Annotated in this window: 23 protein-coding genes; 18 read left to right on the top strand and 5 right to left on the bottom strand. The window is 71.8% G+C overall.

Annotated features, from left to right (window positions below; translation table 11 throughout):
- Window positions 1–316: 316 nt before the first annotated feature.
- The 3 genes from FXF68_RS31910 to FXF68_RS31900 form a co-directional block, all read right to left on the bottom strand.
- Complete coding sequence (locus FXF68_RS31910; RefSeq protein ID WP_148765778.1) at window positions 317–997, bottom strand: response regulator; 681 nt, start codon at window positions 995–997, stop codon at window positions 317–319.
- A gap of 165 nt (window positions 998–1,162) precedes the next feature.
- Window positions 1,163–2,386 (bottom strand): sensor histidine kinase, encoded by a 1,224-nt coding sequence (locus FXF68_RS44555; RefSeq protein ID WP_148765776.1) that lies wholly within the window; start codon window positions 2,384–2,386, stop codon window positions 1,163–1,165.
- Window positions 2,387–2,526: 140 nt separating this feature from the next.
- Window positions 2,527–3,483, bottom strand: coding sequence for a RecB family exonuclease (locus FXF68_RS31900; protein ID WP_148765774.1), 957 nt, complete (start codon window positions 3,481–3,483; stop codon window positions 2,527–2,529).
- A gap of 128 nt (window positions 3,484–3,611) precedes the next feature.
- Here FXF68_RS31900 and FXF68_RS31895 point away from each other — a divergent pair, with 128 nt between their 5' ends.
- The 12 genes from FXF68_RS31895 (at window position 3,612) to FXF68_RS31840 (ending at window position 16,866) form a co-directional block, all read left to right on the top strand.
- Complete coding sequence (locus FXF68_RS31895; protein WP_148765772.1) at window positions 3,612–4,790, top strand: site-2 protease family protein; 1,179 nt, start codon at window positions 3,612–3,614, stop codon at window positions 4,788–4,790.
- Window positions 4,791–4,881: 91 nt separating this feature from the next.
- Window positions 4,882–5,835 carry a tRNA (adenine-N1)-methyltransferase gene (locus FXF68_RS31890; RefSeq protein ID WP_148765770.1) on the top strand — a complete coding sequence of 318 codons (954 nt, stop codon included), beginning with the start codon at window positions 4,882–4,884 and terminating at the stop codon, window positions 5,833–5,835.
- 292 nt (window positions 5,836–6,127) lie between these two features.
- Window positions 6,128–7,891, top strand: coding sequence for a proteasome ATPase (gene arc / locus FXF68_RS31885; RefSeq protein ID WP_148765768.1), 1,764 nt, complete (start codon window positions 6,128–6,130; stop codon window positions 7,889–7,891).
- 129 nt (window positions 7,892–8,020) lie between these two features.
- On the top strand, window positions 8,021–9,538 hold the full coding sequence (gene dop, locus FXF68_RS31880; RefSeq protein ID WP_148765766.1) for a depupylase/deamidase Dop: 1,518 nt from the start codon (window positions 8,021–8,023) through the stop codon (window positions 9,536–9,538).
- A gap of 265 nt (window positions 9,539–9,803) precedes the next feature.
- Window positions 9,804–10,013 (top strand): ubiquitin-like protein Pup, encoded by a 210-nt coding sequence (locus tag FXF68_RS31875; protein WP_067886731.1) that lies wholly within the window; start codon window positions 9,804–9,806, stop codon window positions 10,011–10,013.
- 314 nt (window positions 10,014–10,327) lie between these two features.
- A complete protein-coding gene (locus tag FXF68_RS31870; RefSeq protein ID WP_148765764.1) occupies window positions 10,328–11,242 on the top strand; it encodes an endonuclease VII domain-containing protein in 915 nt (304 codons plus the stop codon).
- 151 nt (window positions 11,243–11,393) lie between these two features.
- Window positions 11,394–12,239 carry a proteasome subunit beta gene (gene prcB / locus FXF68_RS31865; protein WP_148765762.1) on the top strand — a complete coding sequence of 282 codons (846 nt, stop codon included), beginning with the start codon at window positions 11,394–11,396 and terminating at the stop codon, window positions 12,237–12,239.
- Window positions 12,240–12,260: 21 nt separating this feature from the next.
- Entirely contained in the window at window positions 12,261–13,034 is a 774-nt protein-coding gene (gene prcA / locus FXF68_RS31860) for a proteasome subunit alpha (protein ID WP_148766152.1), read from the top strand.
- 157 nt (window positions 13,035–13,191) lie between these two features.
- Entirely contained in the window at window positions 13,192–14,550 is a 1,359-nt protein-coding gene (pafA, locus tag FXF68_RS31855; RefSeq protein WP_021593623.1) for a Pup--protein ligase, read from the top strand.
- Between the two features lie 119 nt (window positions 14,551–14,669).
- Window positions 14,670–15,605, top strand: a complete 936-nt coding sequence (locus FXF68_RS31850) for an FKBP-type peptidyl-prolyl cis-trans isomerase (protein ID WP_187438194.1) — start codon at window positions 14,670–14,672, stop codon at window positions 15,603–15,605.
- A gap of 62 nt (window positions 15,606–15,667) precedes the next feature.
- Window positions 15,668–16,342 (top strand): helix-turn-helix transcriptional regulator, encoded by a 675-nt coding sequence (locus FXF68_RS31845; RefSeq protein WP_148765758.1) that lies wholly within the window; start codon window positions 15,668–15,670, stop codon window positions 16,340–16,342.
- 32 nt (window positions 16,343–16,374) lie between these two features.
- Window positions 16,375–16,866 carry a DUF3291 domain-containing protein gene (locus tag FXF68_RS31840; protein WP_148765755.1) on the top strand — a complete coding sequence of 164 codons (492 nt, stop codon included), beginning with the start codon at window positions 16,375–16,377 and terminating at the stop codon, window positions 16,864–16,866.
- A 30-nt stretch (window positions 16,867–16,896) separates the two neighbouring features.
- On the opposite strand, the gene FXF68_RS31835 is transcribed toward FXF68_RS31840, so the two are convergent.
- A complete protein-coding gene (locus FXF68_RS31835; RefSeq protein WP_148765753.1) occupies window positions 16,897–18,009 on the bottom strand; it encodes a DUF3866 family protein in 1,113 nt (370 codons plus the stop codon).
- A 115-nt stretch (window positions 18,010–18,124) separates the two neighbouring features.
- On the opposite strand from FXF68_RS31835, the gene FXF68_RS31830 reads away from it, so the two are divergent.
- From FXF68_RS31830 to FXF68_RS31805, 6 genes are all read left to right on the top strand, one after another.
- Window positions 18,125–19,153, top strand: coding sequence for a helix-turn-helix transcriptional regulator (locus tag FXF68_RS31830; protein WP_148765751.1), 1,029 nt, complete (start codon window positions 18,125–18,127; stop codon window positions 19,151–19,153).
- Window positions 19,150–20,184: a helix-turn-helix transcriptional regulator gene (locus FXF68_RS31825; RefSeq protein ID WP_148765749.1), complete on the top strand. Its 1,035-nt coding sequence runs from the start codon at window positions 19,150–19,152 to the stop codon at window positions 20,182–20,184. The genes FXF68_RS31830 and FXF68_RS31825 overlap by 4 nt, the downstream gene beginning before the upstream one ends.
- Window positions 20,185–20,288: 104 nt before the next feature.
- The gene (locus FXF68_RS31820) at window positions 20,289–20,510 is read left to right on the top strand and encodes a hypothetical protein (RefSeq protein WP_148349269.1); all 222 of its coding nucleotides are present in this window, start codon (window positions 20,289–20,291) and stop codon (window positions 20,508–20,510) included.
- A 25-nt stretch (window positions 20,511–20,535) separates the two neighbouring features.
- On the top strand, window positions 20,536–20,901 hold the full coding sequence (tatA, locus tag FXF68_RS31815; protein ID WP_148765747.1) for a Sec-independent protein translocase subunit TatA: 366 nt from the start codon (window positions 20,536–20,538) through the stop codon (window positions 20,899–20,901).
- 62 nt (window positions 20,902–20,963) lie between these two features.
- A complete protein-coding gene (tatC, locus tag FXF68_RS31810) occupies window positions 20,964–21,824 on the top strand; it encodes a twin-arginine translocase subunit TatC (RefSeq protein ID WP_148765745.1) in 861 nt (286 codons plus the stop codon).
- Between the two features lie 115 nt (window positions 21,825–21,939).
- A complete protein-coding gene (locus tag FXF68_RS31805; RefSeq protein ID WP_148765743.1) occupies window positions 21,940–24,732 on the top strand; it encodes a DEAD/DEAH box helicase in 2,793 nt (930 codons plus the stop codon).
- Here FXF68_RS31805 and FXF68_RS31800 read toward each other — a convergent pair.
- On the bottom strand, window positions 24,714–25,577 hold the full coding sequence (locus FXF68_RS31800) for an oxygenase MpaB family protein (RefSeq protein ID WP_187438193.1): 864 nt from the start codon (window positions 25,575–25,577) through the stop codon (window positions 24,714–24,716). The two genes, FXF68_RS31805 and FXF68_RS31800, sit on opposite strands and share 19 nt — an antisense overlap.
- Between the last annotated feature and the right edge of the window lie 188 nt (window positions 25,578–25,765).

Here is a 25,765-nt window from a genome sequence, read left to right as displayed (position 1 = left end):
CGACTCTCAAAACAGTAGGAGTCCGGCACGCTCCTGTGATGCGCCCCAGGAACGGACTTGACCGTCCACCCATGGCAGGAGGCACACCCGGTTGATCGTCCTCCCGGAGTAGGCGCGTCCACCCGGAGGACAGGGGTCCCTCCGGGCCCATCCCTGAGGCCGCGCCCCCGGACCCCGCGCCCCGCCTGCGACGGAACGCCGACGGCGCGTCAGGGACGTCCCTGACGCGCCGTTGTCGCTCACTGTAGCCGTGGCACCGAAGTGCTAGAACCGAGGTGCCAGACCCCGGGTGCCAGGGCAGAGGGCCTGCCGGAGGCTAGCTCTGGCCCGGGCGGCTCAGGCCCGTCTCGTACGCGTACACCACGGCCTGCACCCGGTCGCGCAGCCCCAGCTTCGCCAGGACGTTCCCCACGTGCGTCTTCACCGTCGTCTCGCTGACCACCAGCTCGGCCGCGATCTCCGCGTTCGACTGGCCCCGCGCCACGTGCGACAGCACCTCGCGCTCCCGCTCCGTCAGCGTGTCCAGGCCGGGCGGCGGGGCCGCGTCCCGCACCGCGGGCAGCCGCGTCGCGAACTTGTCCAGCAGCCGCCGCGTCACGCTCGGCGCCACGATCGCGTCGCCCGCCGCGACGATCCGGATCGCCTGCACCAGGTCCTCCGGCGGCGAGTCCTTCAGCAGGAACCCGCTCGCGCCCGCCCGCACCGCCTCGATCACGTACTCGTCCAGGTCGAACGTCGTCAGGATCAGCACCCGCGGATCGTGCGACGCCGCCTCCTCCCGGATGATCCGCCGGGTCGCCTCGATGCCGTCCACCCCGGGCATCCGGATGTCCATCAGCACCACGTCGGGCAGCAGCGAACGGGTCATCTCCACGGCGGCCGCGCCGTCCCCGGCCTCGCCCACCACCGCGATGTCGGACTCGGCCTCCAGGATCAACCGGAACCCCGTGCGCAGCAGCGGCTGGTCGTCCACGAGCAACACCCGCACCGCGCTCATGCCGCTCCGCCCTTCTGGGGGACGACCCCCGGGCCCCCGAGAAGGGGCCGCGATGATCCTCGCTCCGCCGCGGTCATCGCGCCGCCCCGCGTCCCGGTGTGTCCATGGTCCCCGCTCCTCGCCTCACGCCGCCTCCGCCCAACCTACGGCCTCGCGCCGCATGCCTCACGCCTCGAGCGGGAACCGCGCCCGCACACCGAACCCGCCGCCGACCCGCGGCCCGATCTTCAACTCGCCACCGTACAGCGCGACGCGCTCGTACATGCCGACGAGCCCGTGCCCCGGATTGTCGCCGTCGTCCGCCATGATCGTCGCGGTGCCGTGCCCGTCGTCCTCGATCTCCACCGTCAGATCCCGGTCGCCGTAGTACAGCCGCACCCACGCCCGCGCCTGCGGGCCCGCGTGCTTCAGCGTGTTCGTCAGCGCCTCCTGGATCAGCCGGAACGCCGCCACGTCCACCCCCGGCGACGGCGGCCGCGCCTCGCCCTCGATCCACAGCTGCACCGCGAGGCCCGTCTCCCGGACGTGGTCGAGCAGCTCCCCGAGATCGCCGAGCCCCGGCTGCGGCGCCAGCTCCCGGCCCGCCCGCTCCGGGTCGCGGTCGGTCCGCAGGACGCCGACGATCCGCCGCATCTCGCTCAGCGCCGTCCGCCCGACCTCCTCGATCGTCGACATCGCCTCCCGCGCGCTGCCCGGATCCCGGTCGATGATCCGCCGCGCCGCGCCCGCCTGCACCGTCATCACGCTCACATGGTGCGCCACCACGTCGTGCAGCTCCCGCGCGATCCGCGACCGCTCCTCGATCCGCGCCGCCCGCGCGTCCGTGCCCCGCGCCCGCTCCAACCGGGCCGCGCGGTCCTCCAGCTCGGCGAAGTACGCCCGCCGCAGCCGCAGGTTCCGGCCCAGCACCCACACCCCGATGACCAGCGCGCAGTCCGTCAGCAGCGCCCCCGGCGACACCGACACCGGCAGCAAGGCCAGATACGCCACAAAATAGGCGAACGCCGCCGCCCCGCCCAGCGCGCTCTGCGCCAGCCCCCGGTGCGCAGCCACGCTGTACACCGCGATCAGGAACGCCCCGACGTCCGGCAGCGACGGCGGATACCCCGCCACCGCCAGCGCCAGCTCCCCGGCCAGCACCACCACCAGCACCGCCATCGGATGCCGCCGCCGCCACGTCAGCGCCATCGTCACCGCGACGACCAGCAGCCCGTCCCACACGTCGGGGGTCCGGAACTTCTCGAGGTCGGAGTCGGCCGGCAGGTTCTCCAGGAACAACTGCGGCAGCCCCGCCGCCAGCAGCCCGAACGCCAGCAGGGCGTCCGCCGCCTGCGGACGCCCCCGAAGCCAGGCGCGGAGGGAACGAAAACCACGGATGCGGGGTGACACGACTCTCACCCTAGGAGGTCGCGCCAGGTCGTGACCCCTCCTGTACGGGGATCCGCCGTCCTCCCCAAGGAGGACGCGCAGGCCCCGCCCCTACGCCGCTCCGGACCGGCCGACCCAGCGGGCGCGCCGGGGCGTCCCGATCAGAGGTCGTCGCGCTCGCGCGCCGACGGACGCGCCCCTCCCGCCGGCTCCAGATCAGCCGGGGACGGACGCCGCACCGGCGCCTCCGGCAGCGGCGGGGGAGTGCCCCCGAACTCCGGGCACCGCTCCCGGTGGTCGCACCAGTCGCACAGCCGCCCCGCCCGCGGACGCCACTCCCCGGTGTCCATCGCCCGCCGGATCGCCTCCCACAGCGCCTCCACCTTCCGCTGCGTCGCCCGCAGGTCCGCCTCGTCCGGCTCGTACCGCAGCACCTCCCCGTTGCCCAGGTACATGAGCTGCAGCAGCCGCGGAACCCGGCCCTGCCGCCGCCACAGCACCAGCGCGTAGAACTTCATCTGGAACAGCGCCCGCGCCTCGAAGTCCGCGCGCGGCGCCGTGCCCGTCTTGTAGTCGACGATCCGGACGTCGCCGCTCGGCGCCACGTCCACCCGGTCGATGTAACCCCGCAGCTTCAACCCCGAGTCGAGCACCGTCTCGACGAACAGCTCCCGCTCCGCCGGCTCCAGCCGCCGCGGATCCTCCAGCGTGAAGTACCGCTCCACCATGCGGCGCGCCTGCTCAAGCCACACCGCCCGCTCCGCGTCGCCCTCCTCGCCCGCCTCGAACAGCCCCGCCAGCTCCGGCTCCGCCGCCAGCAGCCGCTCCCACTCCGGATCGAGCAGCCCCGCCGCCGCCTCCGCCGTCCGCCCCTCCCGCGGCAGGTCGTACAGCCGCTCCAGCACCGCGTGGACGAGCGTCCCCCGCGCCGCCGCCGCGCTCGGCCGCTCCGGCAGCCGGTCGATCACCCGGAACCGGTACAGCAGCGGACACGTCATGAAATCGCTCGCCCGCGACGGCGACAACGACCCCACCACCTCGACCTCCGGCGCCTCCCCGCCGGACCCGCCGCGCGCGGACGGAACGGACGCCTCACTACCCGCCTCGGTCGTCGTCATGGCACAGCACACTAGGCGACGCCCCCGACGAAATCCCGCAACCCGGCGACCCCGCCCGCGTCCCCTCCCGGCCCTCCCGGCGGACGCCACCGGACCGCCCGCCCCACCGGGGCCGTAGCATCGGTGACGTGACACACAGCGCGCCCCCGACCCAGGGCAAGACGCCCGAAGGCCAGCAAGGCCCCGACCGCGGCCCCGCCGCACGGCCGGGCCTGCTCATGGGCCGCCCCTTCGGCGTCCCCGTCTACGTCTCGCCCAGCTGGTTCCTGGTCGCCGTCCTCGTCACCGTCATGTTCGAAGGACAGGTCCACGACGTCGTCGAACGCCCCCTCAGCTACCTCGTCGCGTTCGCCTACGCCCTCCTGCTCTACGGATCGGTGTTCGTCCACGAGCTCAGCCACGCCGTCACCGCCCGCGCGTTTCGGCTGCCCGTCCGCTCCGTCACCCTCCACGTCCTCGGCGGCGAGACCTCCATCGAACGCGAGGCCCCCACCCCCGGACGCGAGTTCCTCATCGCCTTCGCCGGGCCCCTCGTCAACCTCGTCCTCGCCGGCGCCGGCCTCCTCGCCCACGCCCTCCTCCCGCTCCCCGACGTCGCCGTCCTCCTCGTCGACGCCCTCACCTTCGCCAACCTCCTCGTCGGCGTCTTCAACCTCCTGCCCGGCCTGCCCCTCGACGGCGGACGCCTCGTCCGCGCCGCCGTCTGGAAGGCCACCGGACGCAGCCGCACCGGCGCCATCATCGCCGGCTGGGTCGGCCGCGGCGTCGCCATCGCCACCCTCGTCGGCGGCGCCCTCCTCGCCACCTACGGCACCGGCGCCGACGGCGGCATCGGCTGGCTCGCCCTCCTCTGGTCCGCGCTCGTCGCGTCCTTCATCTGGGTCGGCGCCACCCAGTCCATCCGCGCCGAGTACGTCCGCGACCGCATCCCCCTGCTGTCCGCCCGCCGCCTCGCCCGCCGCGCCACCCTCGTCACCGCCGACACCCCCCTCGCCGAAGCCGTCCGCCGCGCCCGCGACGACCACGCCGGCGCCATCGTCATCGCTGACCACGACGGCAGGCCCCTCGGCCTCGTCAGCGAGAAGGCCGTCACCGCCACGCCCGAGCACCGCCGCCCCTGGGTCACCGCCGGCGACCTCTCCCGCGGCGCCGACGACCTCACCCTCCCCGCCGACCTCACCGGCGAGGACCTCATGGACGCCCTCCGCCGCGCCCCCGCGTCCGAATACCTCCTCGTCGAACCCGACGGCCGCGTCTACGGCGTCCTCGCCACCGCCGACGTCGACCGCGCCTTCGCGGGCATCTGACCCGCGGACGTCCGGGCGCATCGGAACCAGCGGCTCCGCACGCCCCGCGAGCGGCCTGACCTGCCCGCGCCCGCCGCTAGCCTTGACCACCATGAGCGAACCCCAGCCGAACGACCCCCCCACCACCCCCGGCCGCACCCCCCACGGCCCGTTCCGGCCAGGAGACCAGGTTCAGCTCACCGACCCCAAGGGCCGCATCAACACCATCACCCTCCAGCCCGGCAAGCTCTACCACTCCCACAAGGGCTCCGTCCCTCACGACGACATCATCGGCAGCCCCGAAGGAACCGTCTTCCGCTCCACCGGCGGCACCGAATACCTCGCCTTCCGCCCCCTCCTCGCCGACTTCGCCCTCCGCATGCCCCGCGGCGCCGCCGTCGTCTACCCCAAGGACGCCGCCCAGATCGTCGCCATGGCCGACGTCTTCCCCGGCGCCCGCGTCGTCGAGGCGGGCGCCGGATCAGGCGCCCTCAGCTGCTTCCTCCTCCGCGCCGTCGGCGAACACGGCCTCCTCTCCTCCTACGAACGCCGCCCCGACTTCGCCGACATCGCCCGCGCCAACGTCGAGAGGTTCTTCGGCGGACCCCACCCCGCCTGGCGCCTCACCGTCGGCTCCCTCGAACACGCCCTCGCCGAGACCGACGTCGACCGCGTCATCCTCGACATGCTCGCCCCCTGGGAATGCCTCGACGCCGTCGCCAAGGCCCTCGTCCCCGGCGGCATCGTCTGCGCCTACATCGCCACCACCACCCAGATGTCCCGCGTCGTCGAAGACCTCCGCGCCCACGGCAACTTCGCCGAACCCCACGCCTCCGAGACCATGGTCCGCACCTGGCACGTCGACGGCCTCGCCGTCCGCCCCGACCACCGCATGGTCGGCCACACCGGCTTCCTCGTCACCGCCCGCCGCCTCGCCGACGGCGTCACCCCGCCCGCCCGGCGCCGCCGACCCGCCAAGGCCGCCCACCCCGAACCCCCACCCGCCGGGCCTGCCGCGTCGGCGAGCGCGCCGCCCGCCACGCCCGGACACCCCGCCGAGTCGTAGATCACACTCCCCGCGACCCGCCCGGCGCGCCCCTCCCCGCCGCGACACACCCGCCGCCCCTCCCAGACACCCCCGAACTCGGCAAACCCGTCACCACGACACGCCCGGAACCACGAACCCCCAGGTCCAGGCCCCGTAACCCCCCACCCCACCCCGCCCCCACAGCACCCCTCCCAACCCTCCCGGAACACCCCCGCACGACACGAACACCGAATGGGCAGGTTACGGAAGCCCTCCAGATAGGTAGGGTCTCAGTAGGTCGTCGGCTCTCTTCGTGAGGAGGTGACGGGGCGTGGCCGCTCGTGACGATGCCGGGGCGCGCAGGGCGCAGCACGAAAAGGAGGTCAGGGACCTCCAAACGCAGATCTCCTTCCTGGAGGAGGAGATCTCCGTGCTGCGCCGAAAGCTCGCGGAATCCCCGCGCCAAGTACGTGTGCTGGAAGAACGTCTCCATGAGGCACAGGCCAACCTGGCCGCCGTGACAGGTCAGAACGAGCGACTCGTAGCGACCCTCAAAGAGGCTCGCGAACAGATCGTGGCGCTCAAGGAGGAGGTCGACAGGCTCGCACAACCACCATCCGGATTCGGCGTCTTCCTCGAAAGCCGAGACGATGGAACGGTCGACATCTTCACCGGCGGACGCAAACTCCGCGTGAACGTCAGCCCCGCCGTCGACGTCGACGAACTCCAGCGCGGCCAAGAGGTCATGCTGAACGAGGCCCTCAACGTCGTCGAGGCGCTCGCCTTCGAAGAGCAGGGCGAAGTCGTCATGCTCAAGGAACTCTTCGACGACGGCGAACGCGCACTCGTCATCGCGCACGCCGACGAAGAACGCGTGGTCAAGCTCGCCGAGCCGCTCCGCGGAGTCCCCCTCCGCGCCGGCGACTCCCTCATGCTCGAACCACGCTCCGGATACGCCTACGAGAAGATCCACAAGGCGGAGGTCGAAGAACTCGTCCTCGAAGAGGTCCCCGACATCTCCTACGACGAGATCGGCGGCCTCGGCTCACAGATCGAAATGATCCGCGACGCCGTGGAACTTCCCTACCTGCACGCCGACCTCTTCCGCGAACACCAGCTCCGGCCCCCGAAGGGCGTCCTCCTCTACGGACCCCCCGGATGCGGGAAGACCCTCATCGCCAAGGCCGTCGCCAACTCGCTCGCGAAACAGGTCGCCGAGAAGACCGGCCAGGAAGGCAAGAGCTTCTTCCTCAACATCAAGGGCCCCGAACTCCTCAACAAATACGTCGGCGAAACCGAACGGCACATCCGGCTCGTCTTCCAACGCGCCCGCGAAAAGGCGTCCGCCGGAACCCCCGTCATCGTCTTCTTCGACGAAATGGACTCCATCTTCCGCACCCGCGGATCCGGAGTCTCCTCCGACGTCGAGAACACCATCGTCCCGCAGCTCCTCAGCGAGATCGACGGCGTCGAAGGACTGGAGAACGTCATCGTCATCGGCGCGTCCAACCGCGAGGACATGATCGACCCCGCGATCCTGCGTCCCGGCCGCCTCGACGTCAAAATCAAGATCGAACGACCCGACGCCGAAGCCGCCCGCGACATCTTCTCCAAGTACATCCTCGGCGACCTGCCCCTCCACCCCGACGACCTCAAGGAGCACGGCAGCTCCGTCGAGGCCACCGTCGACGCCATGATCCAGCGCACCGTCGAACGCATGTACACCGAAACGGAGGAGAACCGCTTCCTGGAGGTCACCTACGCCAACGGCGACAAGGAAGTCCTCTACTTCAAGGACTTCAACTCCGGAGCGATGATCCAGAACATCGTCGACCGCGCCAAGAAAATGGCCATCAAGCAATTCCTCGACACCGGCCAGAAAGGTCTTCGCGTCAACCACCTCCTCGCCGCCTGCGTCGACGAGTTCAGCGAGAACGAAGACCTGCCCAACACCACCAACCCCGACGACTGGGCCCGCATCTCCGGCAAGAAGGGCGAACGGATCGTCTACATCCGCACGCTCGTCTCCGGAACCAAGGGCGCGGAGGCCGGACGGTCCATCGACACCGTCGCCAACACCGGCCAATACCTGTAAACCGGCACCACACGCCGACCCGCGCGGCGGCCCCCGACCAGGGGCCGCCGCCTCGGCATGCCCGCGACATCCGCCGCCGAACACCCGGCCCCGTGGCTCCACCCCCGCCGCCCCGATAGGCTCGACGATATGAGTGTTCGGCGGGTGATGGGCATCGAGACCGAGTACGGCATCTCCGTACCCGGGCAGCCAGGGGCCAACGCGATGGTGACCTCCTCCCAGGTCGTCAACGCCTACCTCGCGGCGTCCGCCGCGCGCGCCCGCAGAGCGCGCTGGGACTTCGAGGAGGAGAACCCCCTCCGCGACGCCCGCGGCTTCGACCTCGCCCGCGAGGTCGCCGACCCCACCCAGCTCACCGACGAAGACCTCGGCCTCGCCAACGTCATCCTCACCAACGGCGCCCGCCTCTACGTCGACCACGCCCACCCCGAATACTCCGCACCCGAATGCACCAACCCCCGCGACGCCGTCATCTGGGACAAGGCCGGAGAACGCGTCATGGCCGACGCCGCGCAACGCGCCGCCATGGTCCCCGGCACCCACCCCATCCAGCTCTACAAGAACAACACCGACAACAAGGGCGCCTCCTACGGCTGCCATGAGAACTACCTCATGCGCCGCGAGACCCCCTTCGCCGACATCGTCCGCCACCTCACCCCCTTCTTCGTCTCCCGCCAGGTCGTCTGCGGCGCCGGCCGCGTCGGCATCGGCGTCGACGGACGCGGCGACGGCTTCCAGATCAGCCAGCGCGCCGACTTCTTCGAAGTCGAGGTCGGCCTGGAGACCACCCTCAAACGCCCCATCATCAACACGCGCGACGAACCCCACGCCGACCCCGAGAAATACCGGCGGCTGCACGTCATCATCGGCGACGCGAACATGGCCGAGCTCTCCACCTACCTCAAGCTCGGCACCACCTCCCTCGTCCTCGCCATGATCGAAGACGGCTTCCTCACCGTCGACCTCTCCGTCGACATGCCCGTCGCCGCACTCCGCGCCGTGTCCCACGACCCGTCCTGCAAGCACCTGCTCACCCTCCGCGACGGACGCAAGATGACCGCCGTCCAACTGCAGATGGAATACCTCGAGCAGTCCCGTAAGTACGTCGAGGACCGCTTCGGCGCCGACGTCGACGAGATGACCAAGGACGTCCTCGACCGCTGGGAGTCCGTCCTCCACCGCCTCGGCGACGACCCCATGCAGCTCTCCCGCGAACTCGACTGGGTCGCCAAACTCGCCCTCCTGGAGGGCTACCGCACCCGCGACGGCATCGACTGGTCCCACTCGCGCCTGCAGCTCGTCGACCTCCAGTACAGCGACATCAGGCCCGACAAGGGCCTCTACAACCGGCTCGTCGACCGCGACCGCATCGACCGCGTTGTCAGCGAGGCCGAGGTCGAGTCCGCCGTCGAGGACCCGCCCGAGGACACCCGCGCCTACTTCCGCGGCCGCTGCCTGCGCCAGTACGCCGACTCCGTCGCCGCCGCCTCCTGGGACTCCGTCATCTTCGACGTCCCGGGCCGCGAGTCCCTGCAGCGCGTCCCCACCCTGGAGCCCCTGCGCGGCACCAGGCAGCACGTGGGCGCCCTCCTGGACCGCTGCCGGACGGCCGCCGACCTCGTCGCCACCCTGACCGGCCAGAGCTGACCAGAGCCCCGTCCAAACGCTCGGGGCTGGCGGGCGCACCCATTGGATAGCTTTACTATCGAGTGCCTTTCGATGTGCTGACCTGCGGCGACGGATCAGGTCTCGGTTTCGTGACCGGTATGCCCGTTTCAGTGTCCGGTCGGCGGGCGATAACCCGAGCATGCCCCCGGCCCCCGGGCGGAGGCGGCGAAACGGACGCTCAAGATCCGCTCGCCGTCGAAGATCGGAGATAGGGTCGGAGGCACCGGCAGAGCGGAGGTACGGAATGGCCACGAAGGACACCGGCGGTCAGAAGCAGACCACTCGGCGCACGGAAGAGGTCGAGGAGACCGAGGCCACGACGACCGAGGACGTGCAGGAGCGCCAGGAGAAGCTCACCGACGACGTGGACTCAATTCTGGACGAAATAGACGAAGTATTGGAAGAGAACGCAGAAGACTTCGTACGTGCTTATGTCCAAAAGGGGGGTGAGTGATCCCGGTTTGTCCGCTTTATTCAAACCGCGGATCCCATGGGCATAGCCGGACATAGTCCGCACAATCTCAAACAGACTTCAAAAGCATGGGCGAGACCGTTAAGGTCTCGCCCATGCGTTCGAAAAAATGCGGTGACTGCGGCGAGGTCAAGGCAGCCACCGAATTCTGGAAACTCAAAGCGGCCAAGGATGGCCTTGCCTATTACTGCAAGGCTTGCTTCGGTCGGCGCAACGGTCGGTCATACCGGAAGAAGCAGGCAGAGCAGGGAAAAGAGGTGCGGCCTTACCGTAGGCACTCGGATGTCCCGGAGGGGATGAAGTACTGCCCCGCCTGCAAGGAGATCAAGGCGGTCCACGAGTTCGGCAGCAACCGCTCCAACAAGTCAGGGCTCGCCAATCACTGCCGTCCGTGTCATTCGAAGGTCATGGCGGCGGGCAAGCGCCGTAAGCACGGCAGCGAGCGCAACTACCTCCTCAAGCTCCGCTACGGCGTGACCGAGGAGGAGGTGGAGCAGATGATCGCCGAGCAGGGCGGGATCTGCGTCATCTGCCTCAGGGACGAGCCGAAGCACGTCGACCACGACCACATGACGGGGCTCGTCCGGCGAGTCCTGTGCTTCAAGTGCAACGGCGCCCTCGGCCAGTTCGAGGACAACCCGGAGCGCCTCCGCCTCGCCGCGGAGTACCTGGAGCTCGACGGGTCGCACGCGCGACGGCTGGAGTTGGAGACCGGCGCCAGGGTCTTCGGAGGTCCCGACCGTGTGAGCTCTGACCCGAACTGGCGGAAGCCTTCCCCGATGGCCGGGACCGGAAGGCACTACCACCTTCGCCGGAGATACGGGATCAACGACGCGGACGCGCAGTGGCTGCTGAAGATGCAGGTCGGTTACTGCGCGGCCTGTTTCGACTACCCGGCGGAGCACGTCGACCACGATCACAGGACCGGTGCGGTGCGCGGGATCGCCTGCCACGGCTGCAACACCGGCATGGGGCAGCTTCGGGACGATCCGGTGGCGCTGCGGCGGGCGGCCGACTACCTGACGGGTGGGCTGGTGAAGACCGTTCCGGCGGAGGACGGCGGGACGCGCTTGTCGTTCACCGTCCCGGACATCGATCCGCTGAACGTGCCGCCCGGCGGCTGGACGGTGCACTGGGAGGCGGACGGGCGGCACCGCAAGGCGAATCCGGAGTTCGGGGTCCTCATCGGCGGTCCCGCTTGGACGGGGTGACGCGGGACGGCGCGATGGAAGGGTTCGCCGTGGGCTGACTCGGCGGAGGATCATGCGGCATGCGCTTGGGCGACCTTGAACAGTAGGGTCGTAGTCGTCCGCGCCGGTGAGGTTGCTGGAGCCGGTGCAATGGTGGAGGGAAGGGAGTCGCGTGGCGTCCCACGATTCGCACACCGGACGTCTGCCGGGGTTGTTCGCGAACCCGGACACGTCGTCGTTCACGGAGTTCCTGGGGGCGTACTCTCCGGAGTCGCTGCCCGGCAGGCGGACGCCGCCGGCGTCGCGGGCGGGGGACGAGATCCCGCACGGGACGACGATCGTCGCCGTGAGCTTCCCCGGCGGGGTGGTGATGGCGGGGGACCGGCGGGCGACGGCGGGCAACATGATCGCGCAGCGTGACATCGAGAAGGTGTTCCGGGCGGACGAGTTCTCGGCGATCGCGATCGCGGGGACGGCGGGCATCGGGATCGAGATGGTCCGGCTGTTCCAGGTGGAGCTGGAGCATTACGAGAAGCGCGAGGGCCGGACGCTGTCGGTGGAGGGCAAGGCGAACCGGCTGGCGACGATGGTGCGGCAGAACCTGGGCATGGCGATGCAGGGGCTGGCGGTGGTGCCGCTGTTCGCGGGGTACGACGAGGAGCGCGACGAGGGTCGTATCTTCTCCTACGATCCGGCGGGCGGCCGGTACGAGGAGCGGGACTTCTACTCGGTGGGTTCGGGTTCGGTGTTCGCGCGGGGCGCGTTGAAGAAGCTGTACCGGGCGGACCTGCCGGCGGAGGACGCGGCTCTGGTGTGCGTGCAGGCGTTGTACGACGCGGCCGACGACGATTCGGCGACGGGCGGGCCGGACCTGACGCGCGGGATCTTCCCGGTGGTGGCGTCGGTGACGTCGGAGGGGTACCGCCGCCTGGGCGAGGACGAGGTGGGCGCGTTGGCGCGGGCCGTCGTCGATGGTCGTTACGAGTCGCCGGGCGGTCCGACCGCCCCGCTGCGTTAGAAGGGATCCAGATCGGTGTCCATGCCGTTCTACGTGTCGCCCGAACAGCAGATGAAGGACAAGGCGGACTACGCGCGCAAGGGGATCGCGCGTGGCCGCAGCGTGGTCGTGCTGCAGTACGACGACGGGATCCTGTTCGTGGCGGAGAATCCGTCCCGGGCGCTGCACAAGATCAGTGAGATCTATGACCGGATCGCGTTCGCGGCGGTGGGGAAGTACAACGAGTTCGAGAATCTGCGGTTGGGGGGCGTCCGGTACGCGGACATCAACGGTTACCAGTACGACCGTCGTGATGTGACGGCGCGGGGGCTGGCGAACGTGTACGCGCAGTCGCTGGGGACGATCTTCACGGAGACGGCGAAGCCGTACGAGGTGGAGTTGGTCGTCGCGGAGGTGGGCGACGACGCGGAGACGGACCAGATCTACCGGTTGACGTTCGACGGGTCGGTGTCGGACGAGCACGGTTATGTGGCGATGGGCGGGCAGGCCGAGGCGGTGGCGCAGTCGTTGAAGGACGGCTACCGGGAGGGTTCGTCGCTGGCGGCGGCGTTGCAGACGGCGGTGCGGGCGCTGGAGGCGCAGGACGCGGAGCGGCGGCTGGAGGCGAAGTCGCTGGAGGTCGCGGTCCTGGACCGCAACCGTGAGCACCGGTTGTTCAAGCGGTTGACGGCGGCGCGGATCGGTGAGCTGCTGTCGGCGGCGGACGGCGGCGCCGGGTCCGGCGGCGCGTCCGGTGGCGGCAAAGCCGCGGCGGAGCCCGAGGGCACGTCGACCACGGATGACGACGGGGCGTAGCGAGAAGGACGTGCGGGTACGGGCCCGTCGCCGCGGGGTGGCCGTTGGGAGGCCCCGTGGTGGCGGGCCTGCGGCGTGTGCGGGGGTTGTCCGGTTCGTGGGAAGTGGTCGGGTGGAGAGACTGCCAAGTGGGGTCCGCGCCGCATAGGGTCGGGGTGTGGACAGGCGCATCTTCGGGCTTGAGAACGAGTACGGCGTCACCTGTACCTTCCGCGGTCAGCGGCGGTTGTCACCGGACGAGGTGGCGCGCTATCTGTTCCGGCGGGTGGTGTCGTGGGGCCGTAGCAGCAATGTGTTCCTGCGCAACGGGGCGCGGCTCTACCTGGACGTGGGGAGCCACCCGGAGTACGCGACGCCGGAGTGCGACAGTGTCGTGGATCTGGTGACGCATGACAAGGCGGGGGAGCGGATCCTGGAGGGGCTGCTGGTCGATGCCGAGCGGCGGCTCCGCGAGGAGGGCATCGCGGGGGACATCTACCTGTTCAAGAACAACACCGATTCGGCGGGCAACTCGTACGGCTGTCATGAGAACTATCTGGTGGGGCGGCACGGGGAGTTCGGGCGGCTGGCGGACGTGCTGATCCCGTACCTGGTGACGCGGCAGATCATCTGCGGTGCGGGGAAGGTGCTGCAGACGCCGCGGGGTGCGGTGTACTGCGTGTCGCAGCGGGCGGAGCACATCTGGGAGGGCGTGTCGTCGGCGACGACGCGGTCGCGTCCGATCATCAACACGCGGGACGAGCCGCACGCGGACGCGGAGCGGTTCCGGCGGCTGCACGTGATCGTCGGCGACTCGAACATGAGTGAGACGACGATGCTGCTGAAGGTCGGCGCGACTGACCTGGTGCTGCGGATGATCGAGGCCGGGGTGGTGATGCGCGATCTGACGCTGGAGAACCCGATCCGGGCGATCCGCGAGGTGAGCCATGACATGACGGGCCGGCGGAAGGTGCGGCTGGCGAACGGCCGGGAGGCGAGTTCGCTGGAGATCCAGAAGGAGTACTTCGGGAAGGCGCGCGACTTCGTGGACGCGCGCGGCGGGGACGCGACGGCGAAGCGGGTGCTGGAGCTGTGGGAGCGGACGCTCCGCGCGGTGGAGACGGGCGATCTGGATCTGGTGTCGCGTGAGATCGACTGGGTGACGAAGTACAAGCTGATCGAGCGGTATCGGCGGAAGTACGATTTGCCGTTGTCGTCGCCGCGGGTGGCGCAGCTCGATCTGACGTATCACGACGTGCATCGTGACCGGGGCCTGTACTACTTGTTGGAGAAGCGGGGTTCGGTCGATCGGGTGTCGCGGGATCTGGACATCTTCGAGGCGAAGTCGGTGCCGCCGCAGACGACGCGGGCGCGGTTGCGGGGCGAGTTCATCCGGAAGGCGCAGGAGAAGCGCCGTGATTTCACGGTCGACTGGGTGCATCTGAAGTTGAACGATCAGGCGCAGCGGACGGTGTTGTGCAAGGACCCGTTCCGTTCGGTGGACGAGCGGGTCGACAAGCTGATCGCGGGGATGTGAGGGGCTCCTGGGCGACACGCGCGGCGGGGGCTACCGGTGGGTCACCTGGGCGGTAGGGTGAGCGGCCAGGAGCGCTGAGCCACCCCCGGAGGTCCCCGTTGCGTCGTGTGTGCCGCCGTGTGAGCCGTCGTTCGCGGTTGTCGCCGCTGGTGGCGGTGCTGGCGGCGGTGTCGGTGTCGTCCGTGGCGTGTTCGGGCGGGGACGGCGTGGACGTGACGGTGCGCGGCGATTTCGGGAAGCTGCCGGAGGTGCGTTTTCCGAAGGGCGGCCCGTCCGGTTCGCTGGCGGTGGAGACCCTTCGACAGGGCAAGGGTGCGGCGGCGCGCAAGGGCGACCTGGTGGTGGCCGACTATGTGGGTTACCGGTGGGGTGACGACGGGCGGAAGCTGCTGGCGAGCAGTTACGCGCAGGGTCAGCCGGGCGCGTTCCCGACGGGTCAGTTGGTGCCGGGGTTGACGCGGGCGCTGGACGGGGCGCGTCCGGGGTCGCGGGTGGTGGCGCGGATTCCGCCGCGTGACGGTTTCGGGGAGAAGGGCGACCCGAAGCACCAGGTGGGCGCGGACGACACGCTCGTGTACGTCCTGGACGTGCGGGCGGTGTACGCGCGGACGTCGGGCCCGCACGGGAGGCGTGAGGCGCCCCTGGACGATCCGGCGCTGCCCAAGGTCGGAGACGCCCCGGCGGGCAAGGCCCCATCGGTGACGGTGCCGCGCGCGGTGCCGCCGAAGCGGTTGCAGGTTCGGACGCTGACGCGGGGCGACGGCCCGCCCGTCCGGAAGGGGCAGTTGCTGGCGTTGCAGTACGGCGGGTTCTTCTGGCGGGACGGGCGGGCGTTCGACTCGTCCTGGTCGGCGGGGCATCCGTACGGCGTGGTGATCGGCACCGGTCAGGTGATCAGGGGCTGGGACCAGGGGCTCGTCGGGCAGCGGGTCGGGAGCCGGGTGCTGCTGGTGGTGCCGCCGTCGCTCGGGTACGGGCCGAAGGGGCTGGCGCAGTCCGGCATCAAGGGCACGGACACGCTGGTCTTCGTCGTCGACCTCCTCGGCGCGCACTGACTCGACGGCGCGCACTGACCGCCGTCTCTAACTCCGGTCCTCGTTGTTCTTAGAATGGCGGGGTGGAGGACATCGAGGCGGTGGCGCTGCTGCAGGATCCGGTGCGGCGGCGGCTGTACGAGTTCGTGGCGGCGCGGGGCGCCGAGGTGGGGCGGGGCGAGGCCGCGGAGGCGGCGGGCGTGACGCGGACGCTGGCGGCGTTCCATCTGGACCGGCTGGTGGACGCGGGGCTGCTGGAGGCGGGCAGCCGCCGGTTGTCGGGGCGGTCGGGGCCGGGTGCGGGGCGTCCGGCGAAGGTGTACCGGCGGGCGGCGGGAGAGCGCGCCGTGTCGGTCCCGGCGCGGGACTACCGGACGGCGGCGGGCCTGCTGGCGGAGGCGGCGGAGGCTGCGGGCCTGGACCGTGAGGTGCAGGACGCGGCGCGTCGCAGGGGCCGGGCGCTGCGCGGCCCGGCCGAGTCCTGCGGAAACCTCGACGACCTCGCCGACCTCCTGAAGGCGCGCGGTTACGAACCGGTCGTGGACGACGGCGAGGGCGTCCTGCGGATGCGGAACTGCCCGTTCCACGCGGTGGCGGAGATGTTCCCGCCGCTGGTGTGCGGGATGAACCTGGCGCTGCTGGAGGGCTTGGTGGAGGGTTCGGCGGTGCGGGTGCGGATGGACCCGCGGCCAGGCTGGTGCTGCGTCGCCGCGGCGCCGTCCGGCGCCACCCCGGATTCTAAAAACAATGAAGATTGACATAGAAGAAGGCGGCGTGGTGAGCTGATCCCATGACCGATGAGAACGCCCCCGGACGGCACCTGGCCCAGTTCAACGTCGCCACCCTCATCCACCCCCTGGACGACGCGCGCATGGCGGACTTCGTCGCGCTGCTCGACCCCGTGAACGCGCTCGCCGACGCCGCGCCCGGCTTCGTGTGGCGGCTGGTCGAGGAGGGGCGGCCCGACGCGACCGGGATGCGTCCCGCGGGCGCGGACGTGGTGGTCAACTTCTCGGTGTGGGAGTCGGCGGAGGCGCTGTGGGACTTCGTCTACCGCAGCGCGCACCTGGAGACGATGCGGCGGCGCCGCGAGTGGTTCCGGCGGCACGCGGAGGCGCACCTCGTCATGTGGTGGATCCCGGCCGGGCACGTCCCGACGGTGGACGAGGCCCTGGAGCGCCTCGCCCTGCTCCGCGCGGAGGGCCCGACGCCCCGCGCGTTCACGTTCAACTCCGCCTTCACCGCCGAGGAGGCCGAGGAAGCGGCCGTCCAGCGGGCCTAGTCGGGCAGGACGGCTAGGTGATCAGGGCGGCTAGGCGAGCAGGGCGGCGGTGTGGCGGCCCGCGGCGGCGGCGGTGAGGAAGTAGGCGAGGTCCTCGTCGAGGCGGCGCCCCATGGTGGACAGCCGGACGCCCCAGTCCTTCTCCGCGGCGCGGAGAATGTCGTGGAGGCCGTCGACGGCGACGGGGACGAGCCGGTGCCGCTCGCCGAGCGGCGCGGCCCCGGCGGCGACGCGGGCGCCGAACCCGCCGCCGAGCTCGGGGACGGGGACGTCCGCGGCGGCGAGGGCGACGCGCCCGTAGGCGGTGAGGGAGTGGTGGGAGACGCCGAGGTGGCGCTCGCGCAGGTCGCCCTCGCTGACCCGGAGCGACCCGACGGGCCGTCCGCCGAGCACGGCCGCGGCGTTCACGGCCTCGCCCGCCGACACGCCGGAGAAGCCCCACCTGGTGCCGGTGCCGAGGTTGCCGGGGCCCTGGGCGAGGACGACGGCGTCCGCGCCGAGGACGAGCCGCGCCGCGAGCAGCCCGGTGTGGACGGTGACGGCCTCCAGGTCGCCGCCGAACGCCTGCCCGACGGTGACGGTGGCGGCGAGGGCGCCCGCGTCCTTGAGCCGGGCGATGGACATGGAGAACCACGCCGGGAGCGCCCCGCCGTCCGGCATGACGTACACGATCCGCGCGGACGGCCGGTCGGCGAGCAGCGCGGCGAGGATCGGCGGGAGCGCTGAGTGCAGGTCGGCGACGACGACGGGCATGCCGTCGAGGGAGTCGGCGTCGCGGAGGACGTCGTGGTGGGGGGAGTCCTGCTCGTCGGCGCCGAGGACGGTCGCCTGCAGCGGCGTGTAGCGGGCTTTGACGAGGTGCCCGGGGCCGGCCGGGTCGGGCGGCAGCCGGTCGGGGACCGCGACGACCATGGCGTAGCCGCCGGTGCCGAGGCCCATCGCCAAGGCCGTAGTGTTGAGCAGGACGGCGTCCCCCGGCTCGGGCCGTCCCACCAGGGCGGGATAGGCGAGGGCGCGGCAGGTGCCGCCGTCCTCGGTCGGGACGCCCCCGATCGAGTCGTCCTCGATCGAGACGTCCAGCTCGACCGCCCCGGGCCATTCGCGACGGATGCCCTCGACTGTGCCTTTGCGCCATCGGATCACACCGGGAAACGGTAGCGTCCTGAGCGGCGGTCGCGGGCGTGTTCGAGTCCGCGCGCGGGACGGCCGGGACGGGGCGGCGGTCCGGGGGCCGACGGAGCGAAGAGGTGATGGCGAAGTGTCGCGGCGCAAGACCGAGCGTCTGCTCAACCTGGTGGTCTGCCTGCTCGCCACCCGGCGTTATCTGACGGCCGAGCAGATCCGCCGGGCGGTGCCCGGCTACCCCGACTCCGACGAGGCGTTCAAGCGGATGTTCGAGCGGGACAAGGAGGAGCTCCGCGAGCTCGGCGTCCCGCTGGAGGTCGGCAGCGACCAGCAGGGCGGCGGCGGCGAGGAGATCGGCTACCGGATCCCGCCGCAGGCGTACGAGCTGCCCGACGTCCATCTGACGCCGGACGAGGCGGCCGTGCTCGGCCTCGCGGCGCGGGTGTGGCAGCGGGCGAGCATGGCGGAGGCGGCGTCGGGCGCGCTGCTGAAGCTGCGCGCGGCCGGGGTGGAGACCGACGCGCCGACCGCGGTCGGGATCGAGCCGCGCGTCAACACCCAGGACCCGTCGTTCCCGGCGCTGTGGGAGGCGGTGCGGGACGGCCGCCCCGTCGCGTTCGACTACCAGGGCATCGGGCGGACGTCGGTGGCGCGGCGGCACCTGGAGCCGTGGGGCGTGGTGAGCCGCCGGGGCCGCTGGTACGTGGTCGGGTTCGACCGCGACCGCGACGAGCAGCGGGTGTTCCGGCTGAGCCGGATCGTCGGGGACGTGCGGGCGGACGGCCCCGCCGGGTCGGTGACCGTCCCGGACGGCGTGGACGTGCGGCGCATCGCGTTCGACTGGGGCGACCCGCCGAGCGAGCCGCGCCCGGCGACGGTGCGGCTGCGGCGCGGCGCGGCGCAGGGCCCGCGCCGCTGGGCCCGCGACGTCCGCCCCGCCGAGGGGGACGGGCCTGAAGGGGACGGCGGGGCGTGGGACGAGGCGGTCCTGACGTTCCGCGACGCCGAGCGGTTCGCGCCGTACCTGGCGCGGTTCGCCGCCGACGTCGTGGTGCTCGATCCGCCCGATCTGCGGGAGGCGGTGATCCAGCACCTGAAGTCGGTGCTGGCGTGCGCCGGGCGCCCGGCGGCCGAGCCGGACGGGACGGTGAGCCCCCGATGACCGCGAAGACCGGCGGCGCGCGCGGCGCGGCCAGGTCGGCCGCGGCGAAGGCGGCGACGACGTCGACGGACCGGCTCGGGCGGCTGCTCGCGCTCGTCCCGTACGTGGTGAACCGCGACTCGGTGGCGCTCGGCGAGGCCGCCGCCGCGTTCGGCGTGACCGAGAAGCAGCTGATCGACGACCTGAACCTGCTGTGGTGCGTGGAGCTGCGCGCCCCCGACCCGTACTGCCCGATCGACCTGTCCTACGAGGGCGGGGAGATCACGGTGGCGGAGGCGGAGTCGATCGCGCGGCCGCTGCGGCTGAAGGTGGACGAGGCGTCCGCGCTGCTGGTGGCGCTGCGGATGCTCGCCGGGATCCCCGGTCTGGACGACCGCGACGCGCTCAGCCGCGTCATCGCGAAGCTGGAGGGCGCGGCGGGCGCCGCGGCGGCGGCGGTGTCCAGCCAGGTGTCGGTGGAGGTCGACGCGTGGGGCCGGTCGCCGGACCCGGACCGCTCGGCCGTGGAGCTGCTGCGGGAGGCGATCGCGGCGGGCCGCCGCGTCCACCTGACGTACTACGTGCCCGCGCGGGACGAGAACACCGAGCGCGACGTCGACCCGATGCGCCTGCTCGTCGTGGAGGGCACCACCTACCTGGAGGGGTGGTGCCGCCGGGCGGAGGCGGTCCGGCTGTTCAAGCTGGACCGGATCGCCGACCTCGCCGTGCTGGACGTCGCCGCCGAGGTCCCCGACGACGCCGAGCCGATCGACGTGGACGCGGGCCTGTTCCGCCCGTCGCCGCAGGACGAGGCCGTCACGCTGGAGCTGACGGCCCGCGGCCGGTGGGTCGCCGACTACTACCCGTGCGAGTCGGTGGAGGAGCTCGGGGAGGGGCGGCTCCGCGTCGTGCTGCGGACGCCGGACACCCGGTGGGTGCGGGGCCTCGCGATGCGGCTCGGCGACCAGGGGCGCGTCGTCGCGCCGGACCACCTCGCGGCCGGGATCCGCGACGACGCGGCCCGCGCGCTGGCCCTGTACGGGATGGGCTGAGCCCGCCGCCCGGATACGGGACGGCCTGAAACCGGGCGCGCCTTGCGCGGGTTCAGGCACGGTCCGCACAGACGGGGGTTGATCCAATCGGCTACCGTGGCGGGATGGCGTGGGTCGCGGTGTCGGTGTGTCTGGGATTCGCCGGCCTCGCCGTGCTCGCCTTCTGCGCGTTCAAGGTGTGGCTCGGCGTGCGGCGATTCGGTCGTGAACTGGAGCGCACCAGGCGGCGGCTCGAACCGAAACACTCGACGCTGCGCAGTGAACTGTCCCGGCTCGAACGAACGCGTGCGTCACAACGGCCCGGGGACGGCGTACGATCGTCCTGATGGACCCCTGCTGAGAAGGATTGTCATGGCTGGACTTGGCACGACCGAGATTCTGATCATCCTTGCGGTCGTCTTGCTCCTGTTCGGGTCGGCGAAGCTTCCGCAGCTCGCGCGGTCCTTGGGCAAGTCGGCACGGATTCTGAAGGCCGAGACCCAGGGCCTCCACGACAACGAGAGCTCCACCGCGAAGGCGCAGCCCGAGGCGACGGGTCAGGGCGCCGGTCAGGGCGCGGAGGACGCGCGCGAGAAGGCCGCCCGCCTGCGTGAGGAGGCCGCCCGGCTGGAGCGCGAGGCCGCCGACGGCGCGCAGCGCCCGCGCGGGGCGATCGGCTCCGGCGAGCCGATCCAGGGTGTTCCGGTGTCGGACCCGTCCCAGGTCCGCAAGGGCTGACCGCGGCCGCGAACCGGTTCCGGCCGGCCACCATCCCCCGCCCCCTAGCCTGAATGTCCACGATGAAGCTGAGCAGCCGCGACGCCGTCCCCGACGGCCGCATGTCCCTCATGGAACACCTCCGTGAGCTGCGGAACCGGTTGATCAAGGCGATCCTCGGGCTGGCGCTCGGTGGAGTCGTCGGGTGGATCCTCTTCCCCACGATCTGGGACTTCATAACGGAGCCCTACACGCGGATCCCGCCCGACCACTGCCTGGACGGCAAGTGCAGCCTGGTCGTCCACGGGATCTTCGACGGCTTCTTCATCCACCTGAAGGTCGCCCTGATCTTCGGCGCGATCCTGTCGTCGCCGATCTGGCTCTACCAGCTCTGGGCGTTCGTCGCGCCGGGCCTGTACCGGCGCGAGCGCCGCTGGACGTACACGTTCATGGCGGCGGCCGTGCCGCTGTTCGTGCTCGGCGGCGCCCTCGCCTACCTCACGATGGACAAGGGCCTGAAGATCTTCATCGGGCTCGCGCCGGGCGACACGCCCGTCCTGGTCGGCATCCAGGAGTACCTCGGCTACGCGCAGGCGATGCTGTTCATCTTCGGGCTGACGTTCGAGCTCCCGCTGTTCGTCATCATGCTGAACATGATGGGCGTGCTGAGCCACCAGCGGCTCCGCAGGTCGCGGCGCCTCCTGATCTTCGGGGTGTTCGTGTTCGCGGCGGTCGCCACGCCCAGCCAGGACCCGTTCACCATGCTGGCGCTCGCGCTCCCCACGATCGTGCTGTTCGAGATCGCCGAGCTGATCGCGTTCTTCCACGACCGGCGCAAGGCCCGGCAGCCCGACCCCTACGCGGGGCTGTCGGACGACGAGGCGTCCCCGCTCGACCTGGACGCCATGGACGCCGAACTGGAGAAGGGCGACCGCGCCCGCTGACCCGCCGCCCCGCCCCGCCGAGGCCCGCCCCGCCGAGGCCCGCCCCGGCCGGGACCCGGCGGGGGATCGCCACCGGATTGGGAATCGGGCCGGTCGAAACCGTAGGCTCGAAGACATGACCACCCCCGACACCGACACCGGCGCAGGCGCCGACACCGGATCGGCCGGGCAGACGCCGGCCCAGCGGTACGCCGCCTACCGCGCGCGCACCGCCGGGAACGGCCCCGCCCTGCTGGACTTCCGCACCCTGTACGACTTCGAGCTGGACGCGTTCCAGATCGAGGCGTGCCAGGCGCTGGAGGACGGCAGCGGCGTCCTCGTCGCCGCGCCGACCGGGTCCGGCAAGACGGTGGTGGGGGAGTTCGCCGTCCACCTCGCCCTCACCGGCGGCGGCAAGTGCTTCTACACCACGCCGATCAAGGCGCTGTCGAACCAGAAGTACGCCGACCTCGTCCGCCGCTACGGCGCCGACAAGGTCGGCCTCCTCACCGGCGACAACAGCGTCAACGGGGAGGCCCCGATCGTCGTCATGACGACCGAGGTGCTCCGCAACATGCTGTACGCGGGGTCGCAGACCCTCGCCGGGCTCGCGTTCGTCGTGATGGACGAGGTGCACTACCTCGCCGACCGGTTCCGCGGCGCCGTCTGGGAAGAGGTGATCATCCACGTCCCCGACTCGGTGCGGATCGTCGCGCTGTCCGCGACGGTCAGCAACGCCGAGGAGTTCGGGGAGTGGCTGCAGGAGGTGCGCGGCGAGACCGCGGTGATCGTGGACGAGCACCGTCCCGTCCCGCTGTTCCAGCACATGCTGGTCGGCACCCGCCTGTACGACCTGTTCGTCGACACCGGCAAGGGCAAGGACCGGCAGGCCCGGCTGAACCCGCAGCTCACCCGCATGGCGGTGGACGAGGTCCGGCGCGCCAAGGTCAACCAGGGCCGGCGCACCGGGCGGCGCCGCGCGCCCCGCCCGCAGCGGTTCCGGCCGCCCGCCCGGCCCGACGTGATCGAGCGCCTCGACCGCGCCGGGCTGCTCCCGGCGATCACGTTCATCTTCTCCCGGGCCGGGTGCGACGCGGCCGTCCTGCAGTGCCTGCACGCCGGGATCCGGCTGACGTCCAAGGAGGAGGCCGAGGAGATCCGCGCGCACGTCGAGCTGCGCACCGCCGACATCTCCCCGGACGACCTGCGCGTCCTCGGCTACGCCGACTTCCTCGGCGCGCTGGAGCGCGGCGTCGCCGCCCACCACGCCGGGATGCTGCCGACGTTCAAGGAGATCGTCGAGGAGCTGTTCACCCGCGGGATGATCAAGGCGGTGTTCGCGACGGAGACGCTCGCGCTCGGCATCAACATGCCGGCCCGCACCGTCGTGATCGAGAAGCTCGACAAGTGGAACGGCGAGGCCCACGTCGACCTCACCCCCGGCGAGTACACGCAGCTCACCGGGCGCGCCGGGCGGCGCGGCATCGACGTGGAGGGCCACGCCGTCGTGGTGTGGGGGCCGAACGTGGAACCCGCGTCCGTCGCGGGCCTCGCCGGGGCGCGCACCTACCCGCTGAACTCCAGCTTCCGGCCGTCGTACAACATGGCCGTGAACCTGGTCGGCGCGGTCGGCGCCGAACGGGCCCGGACGCTGCTGGAGGAGTCGTTCGCGCAGTTCCAGGCCGACCGCGCCGTCGTCGGCCTGGCCCGGCAGGTGCACAAGAACGAGGAGGCGCTCGACGGGTACGCCAAGGCCGCCGAGTGCCATCTCGGCGACTTCATGGAGTACGCGGCGATGCGGCGGCGGCTGTCGGACCGGGAGGCCGAGCTGTCCCGGGAGCGGGCGGGCGCGCGCCGCGCCGAGGCCGCGCGGTCGCTGGAGCACCTGCGGCCGGGGGACGTGGTGGTCGTGCCGTCCGGGCGGCGGTCCGGGCTCGCCGTCGTCCTCGACCCGGGGCTCGGCCGCCGCTCGGACGGGCCCGCGCCGCTCGTCCTCACCGTGAACCGGTCGGTGCAGCGCCTGTCGATCCAGGACTTCCCGCGCGCCGTGGAGCCGGTCGAGCGGATCCGCATCCCGAAGTCGTTCAGCCCCCGCAACCCGCAGGACCGCCGCGACCTCGCCGCGACGCTGCGCAACAAGGTCCCCGACGACGTCCGGGCGCGCAAGCGGACCCGCGGCGACTCCGCCGCCCCCGACGACGCCGAGATCGCCGAACTGCGCGCCGAGCTGCGCCGCCACCCCGTGCACGGCTGCGACAAGCGCGAGGAGCACGCCCGCTGGGCCGAGCGGTACCACCGCCTCGACCGCGAGACCGAGCAGCTCCGCCGCCGCGTCGAGGGCCGCTCGCAGGTCATCGCCCGCACCTTCGACCGGGTCTGCGGCGTCCTGGAGCAGCTCGGTTACCTCGCCGACGGGTCCGTCACCGAGGAGGGCCGCCGCCTCGGCCGCATCTACAACGAGCTCGACCTCCTCACGGCGGAGAGCCTGCGCGAGGGGCTGTGGGACAAGCTCGGCCACGCCGAGCTGGCCGCGTGCGTGTCCGCGCTGGTCTACGAGTCGCGGCAGCCCGACGACGCGACCCCGCCCCGCACCCCGGCCGGGCCCGCGCAGGACGCCCTCGCCGCGATGGTGCGGCTGTGGGGCGAGCTGGAGGCCGTCGAGCGCGACAACCGGGTGTCGTTCCTGCGCGAGCCCGACCTCGGGTTCGCGTGGACGGCCTACCGGTGGGCGCGCGGCGACGACCTCGACGCGGTCCTGCTGGAGAGCGACCTTACGGCGGGCGACTTCGTCCGCGCCGTGAAGCAGCTCCTCGACCTGCTCGGCCAGGTCGCCGACGCCGCGCCGCGCAACGGCCACATCCGCAAGACCGCGCGCCGCGCCATGGACGCGATGCGCCGCGGCGTCGTCGCCTACTCGTCCGTCGCCTGACCCGCGCGCCCCCGCGCCCGGCGGGCGCGGCGGGACGACAGGGTCCGGTCCACCCGGTGCGCCGCCAGCCTGACCAGGACGAACTCCGGCGGGCGGCGTAGCGGCCGCGGCGTGACGCGGTGCATGGCGCCCGCCGTCCGGAGCAGCGCGGCCGCGGTCCGCCGCCGCCGCTCGTCCCACGGCAGCCCGTACTGGGCGCGCAGCTCGTCGGGCAGCAGCGCGGCCGTGACGAGCCGGAACACGGCGAGGGCGGGGAACAGGACGCGGAGCCCGCGCGGCCACAGCACGGCCGCCGCGACCTCGCGGGCCGTGTCGGTGACCTCCAGCGCGGCGAGCGTCTCGGCCATGTAGGCGCGGAACGCGGCGAGGTCGGGCGGCTGCGCGTCGAGGGGGCAGCCGAGGACCTCGGCGACGACCCGGGCCTGCCGGTAGTACTCCGCGGACAGGGCGCGGTCGTCGCCGCGCGGCGGCATCACCCGCTCGTACATGTGCAGGGCCGTGTCGATGAGGGTCGCGTTCACCCACATCTGCAGGTCCGGGTCCGCGCCGGAGTAGCCGTCGCCGCGGACGGCGGTGTGGACGCCGCGGACCTTCGCGGCGATGCGCGCGACCTGCTCCGGCGTCCCGAACGTCACGACGAGCAGGAAGTCGAGGGTCCCGAACAGGCGGGCCAGCGGACGGTCGGCGAAGTCGCTGTGCTCGGCGACGCCGCGCGCGACGGCCGGGTGCGCGAGCTGCATCAGCAGGGCCCGTCCCGCGCCGAGGCCGACGAGCGGCTCGGCGGCCAGCGCGCGCAGCACGTCCCGGTCGGCGAGTCGCGTCGGGGTGGTGGGTGTGGCGGGCATGGCGCCTCCGGGCAGGTCGGGGTCCCGCCCGGACATCCTCCCCCTTTATTGACGGATGGTCAATAAGCGTCTGTGATCGGAAATGCACCGATGGTGGGGAAAACGTCGTGAACAGTGCGCTGAGGTGCCACAATCGGGAGGCCCTAAACCGATCAGGGCCGTGGGAAGCACGGTGCACGAGCGGCGCC

This window comes from Actinomadura decatromicini (assembly GCF_008121305.1).
GTDB classification, from domain to species: Bacteria; Actinomycetota; Actinomycetes; order Streptosporangiales; family Streptosporangiaceae; genus Spirillospora; species Spirillospora syzygii.
The sequence above is the reverse complement of the archived record's forward strand: the minus strand, read 5'-3'. Positions and strand labels throughout refer to the sequence as shown.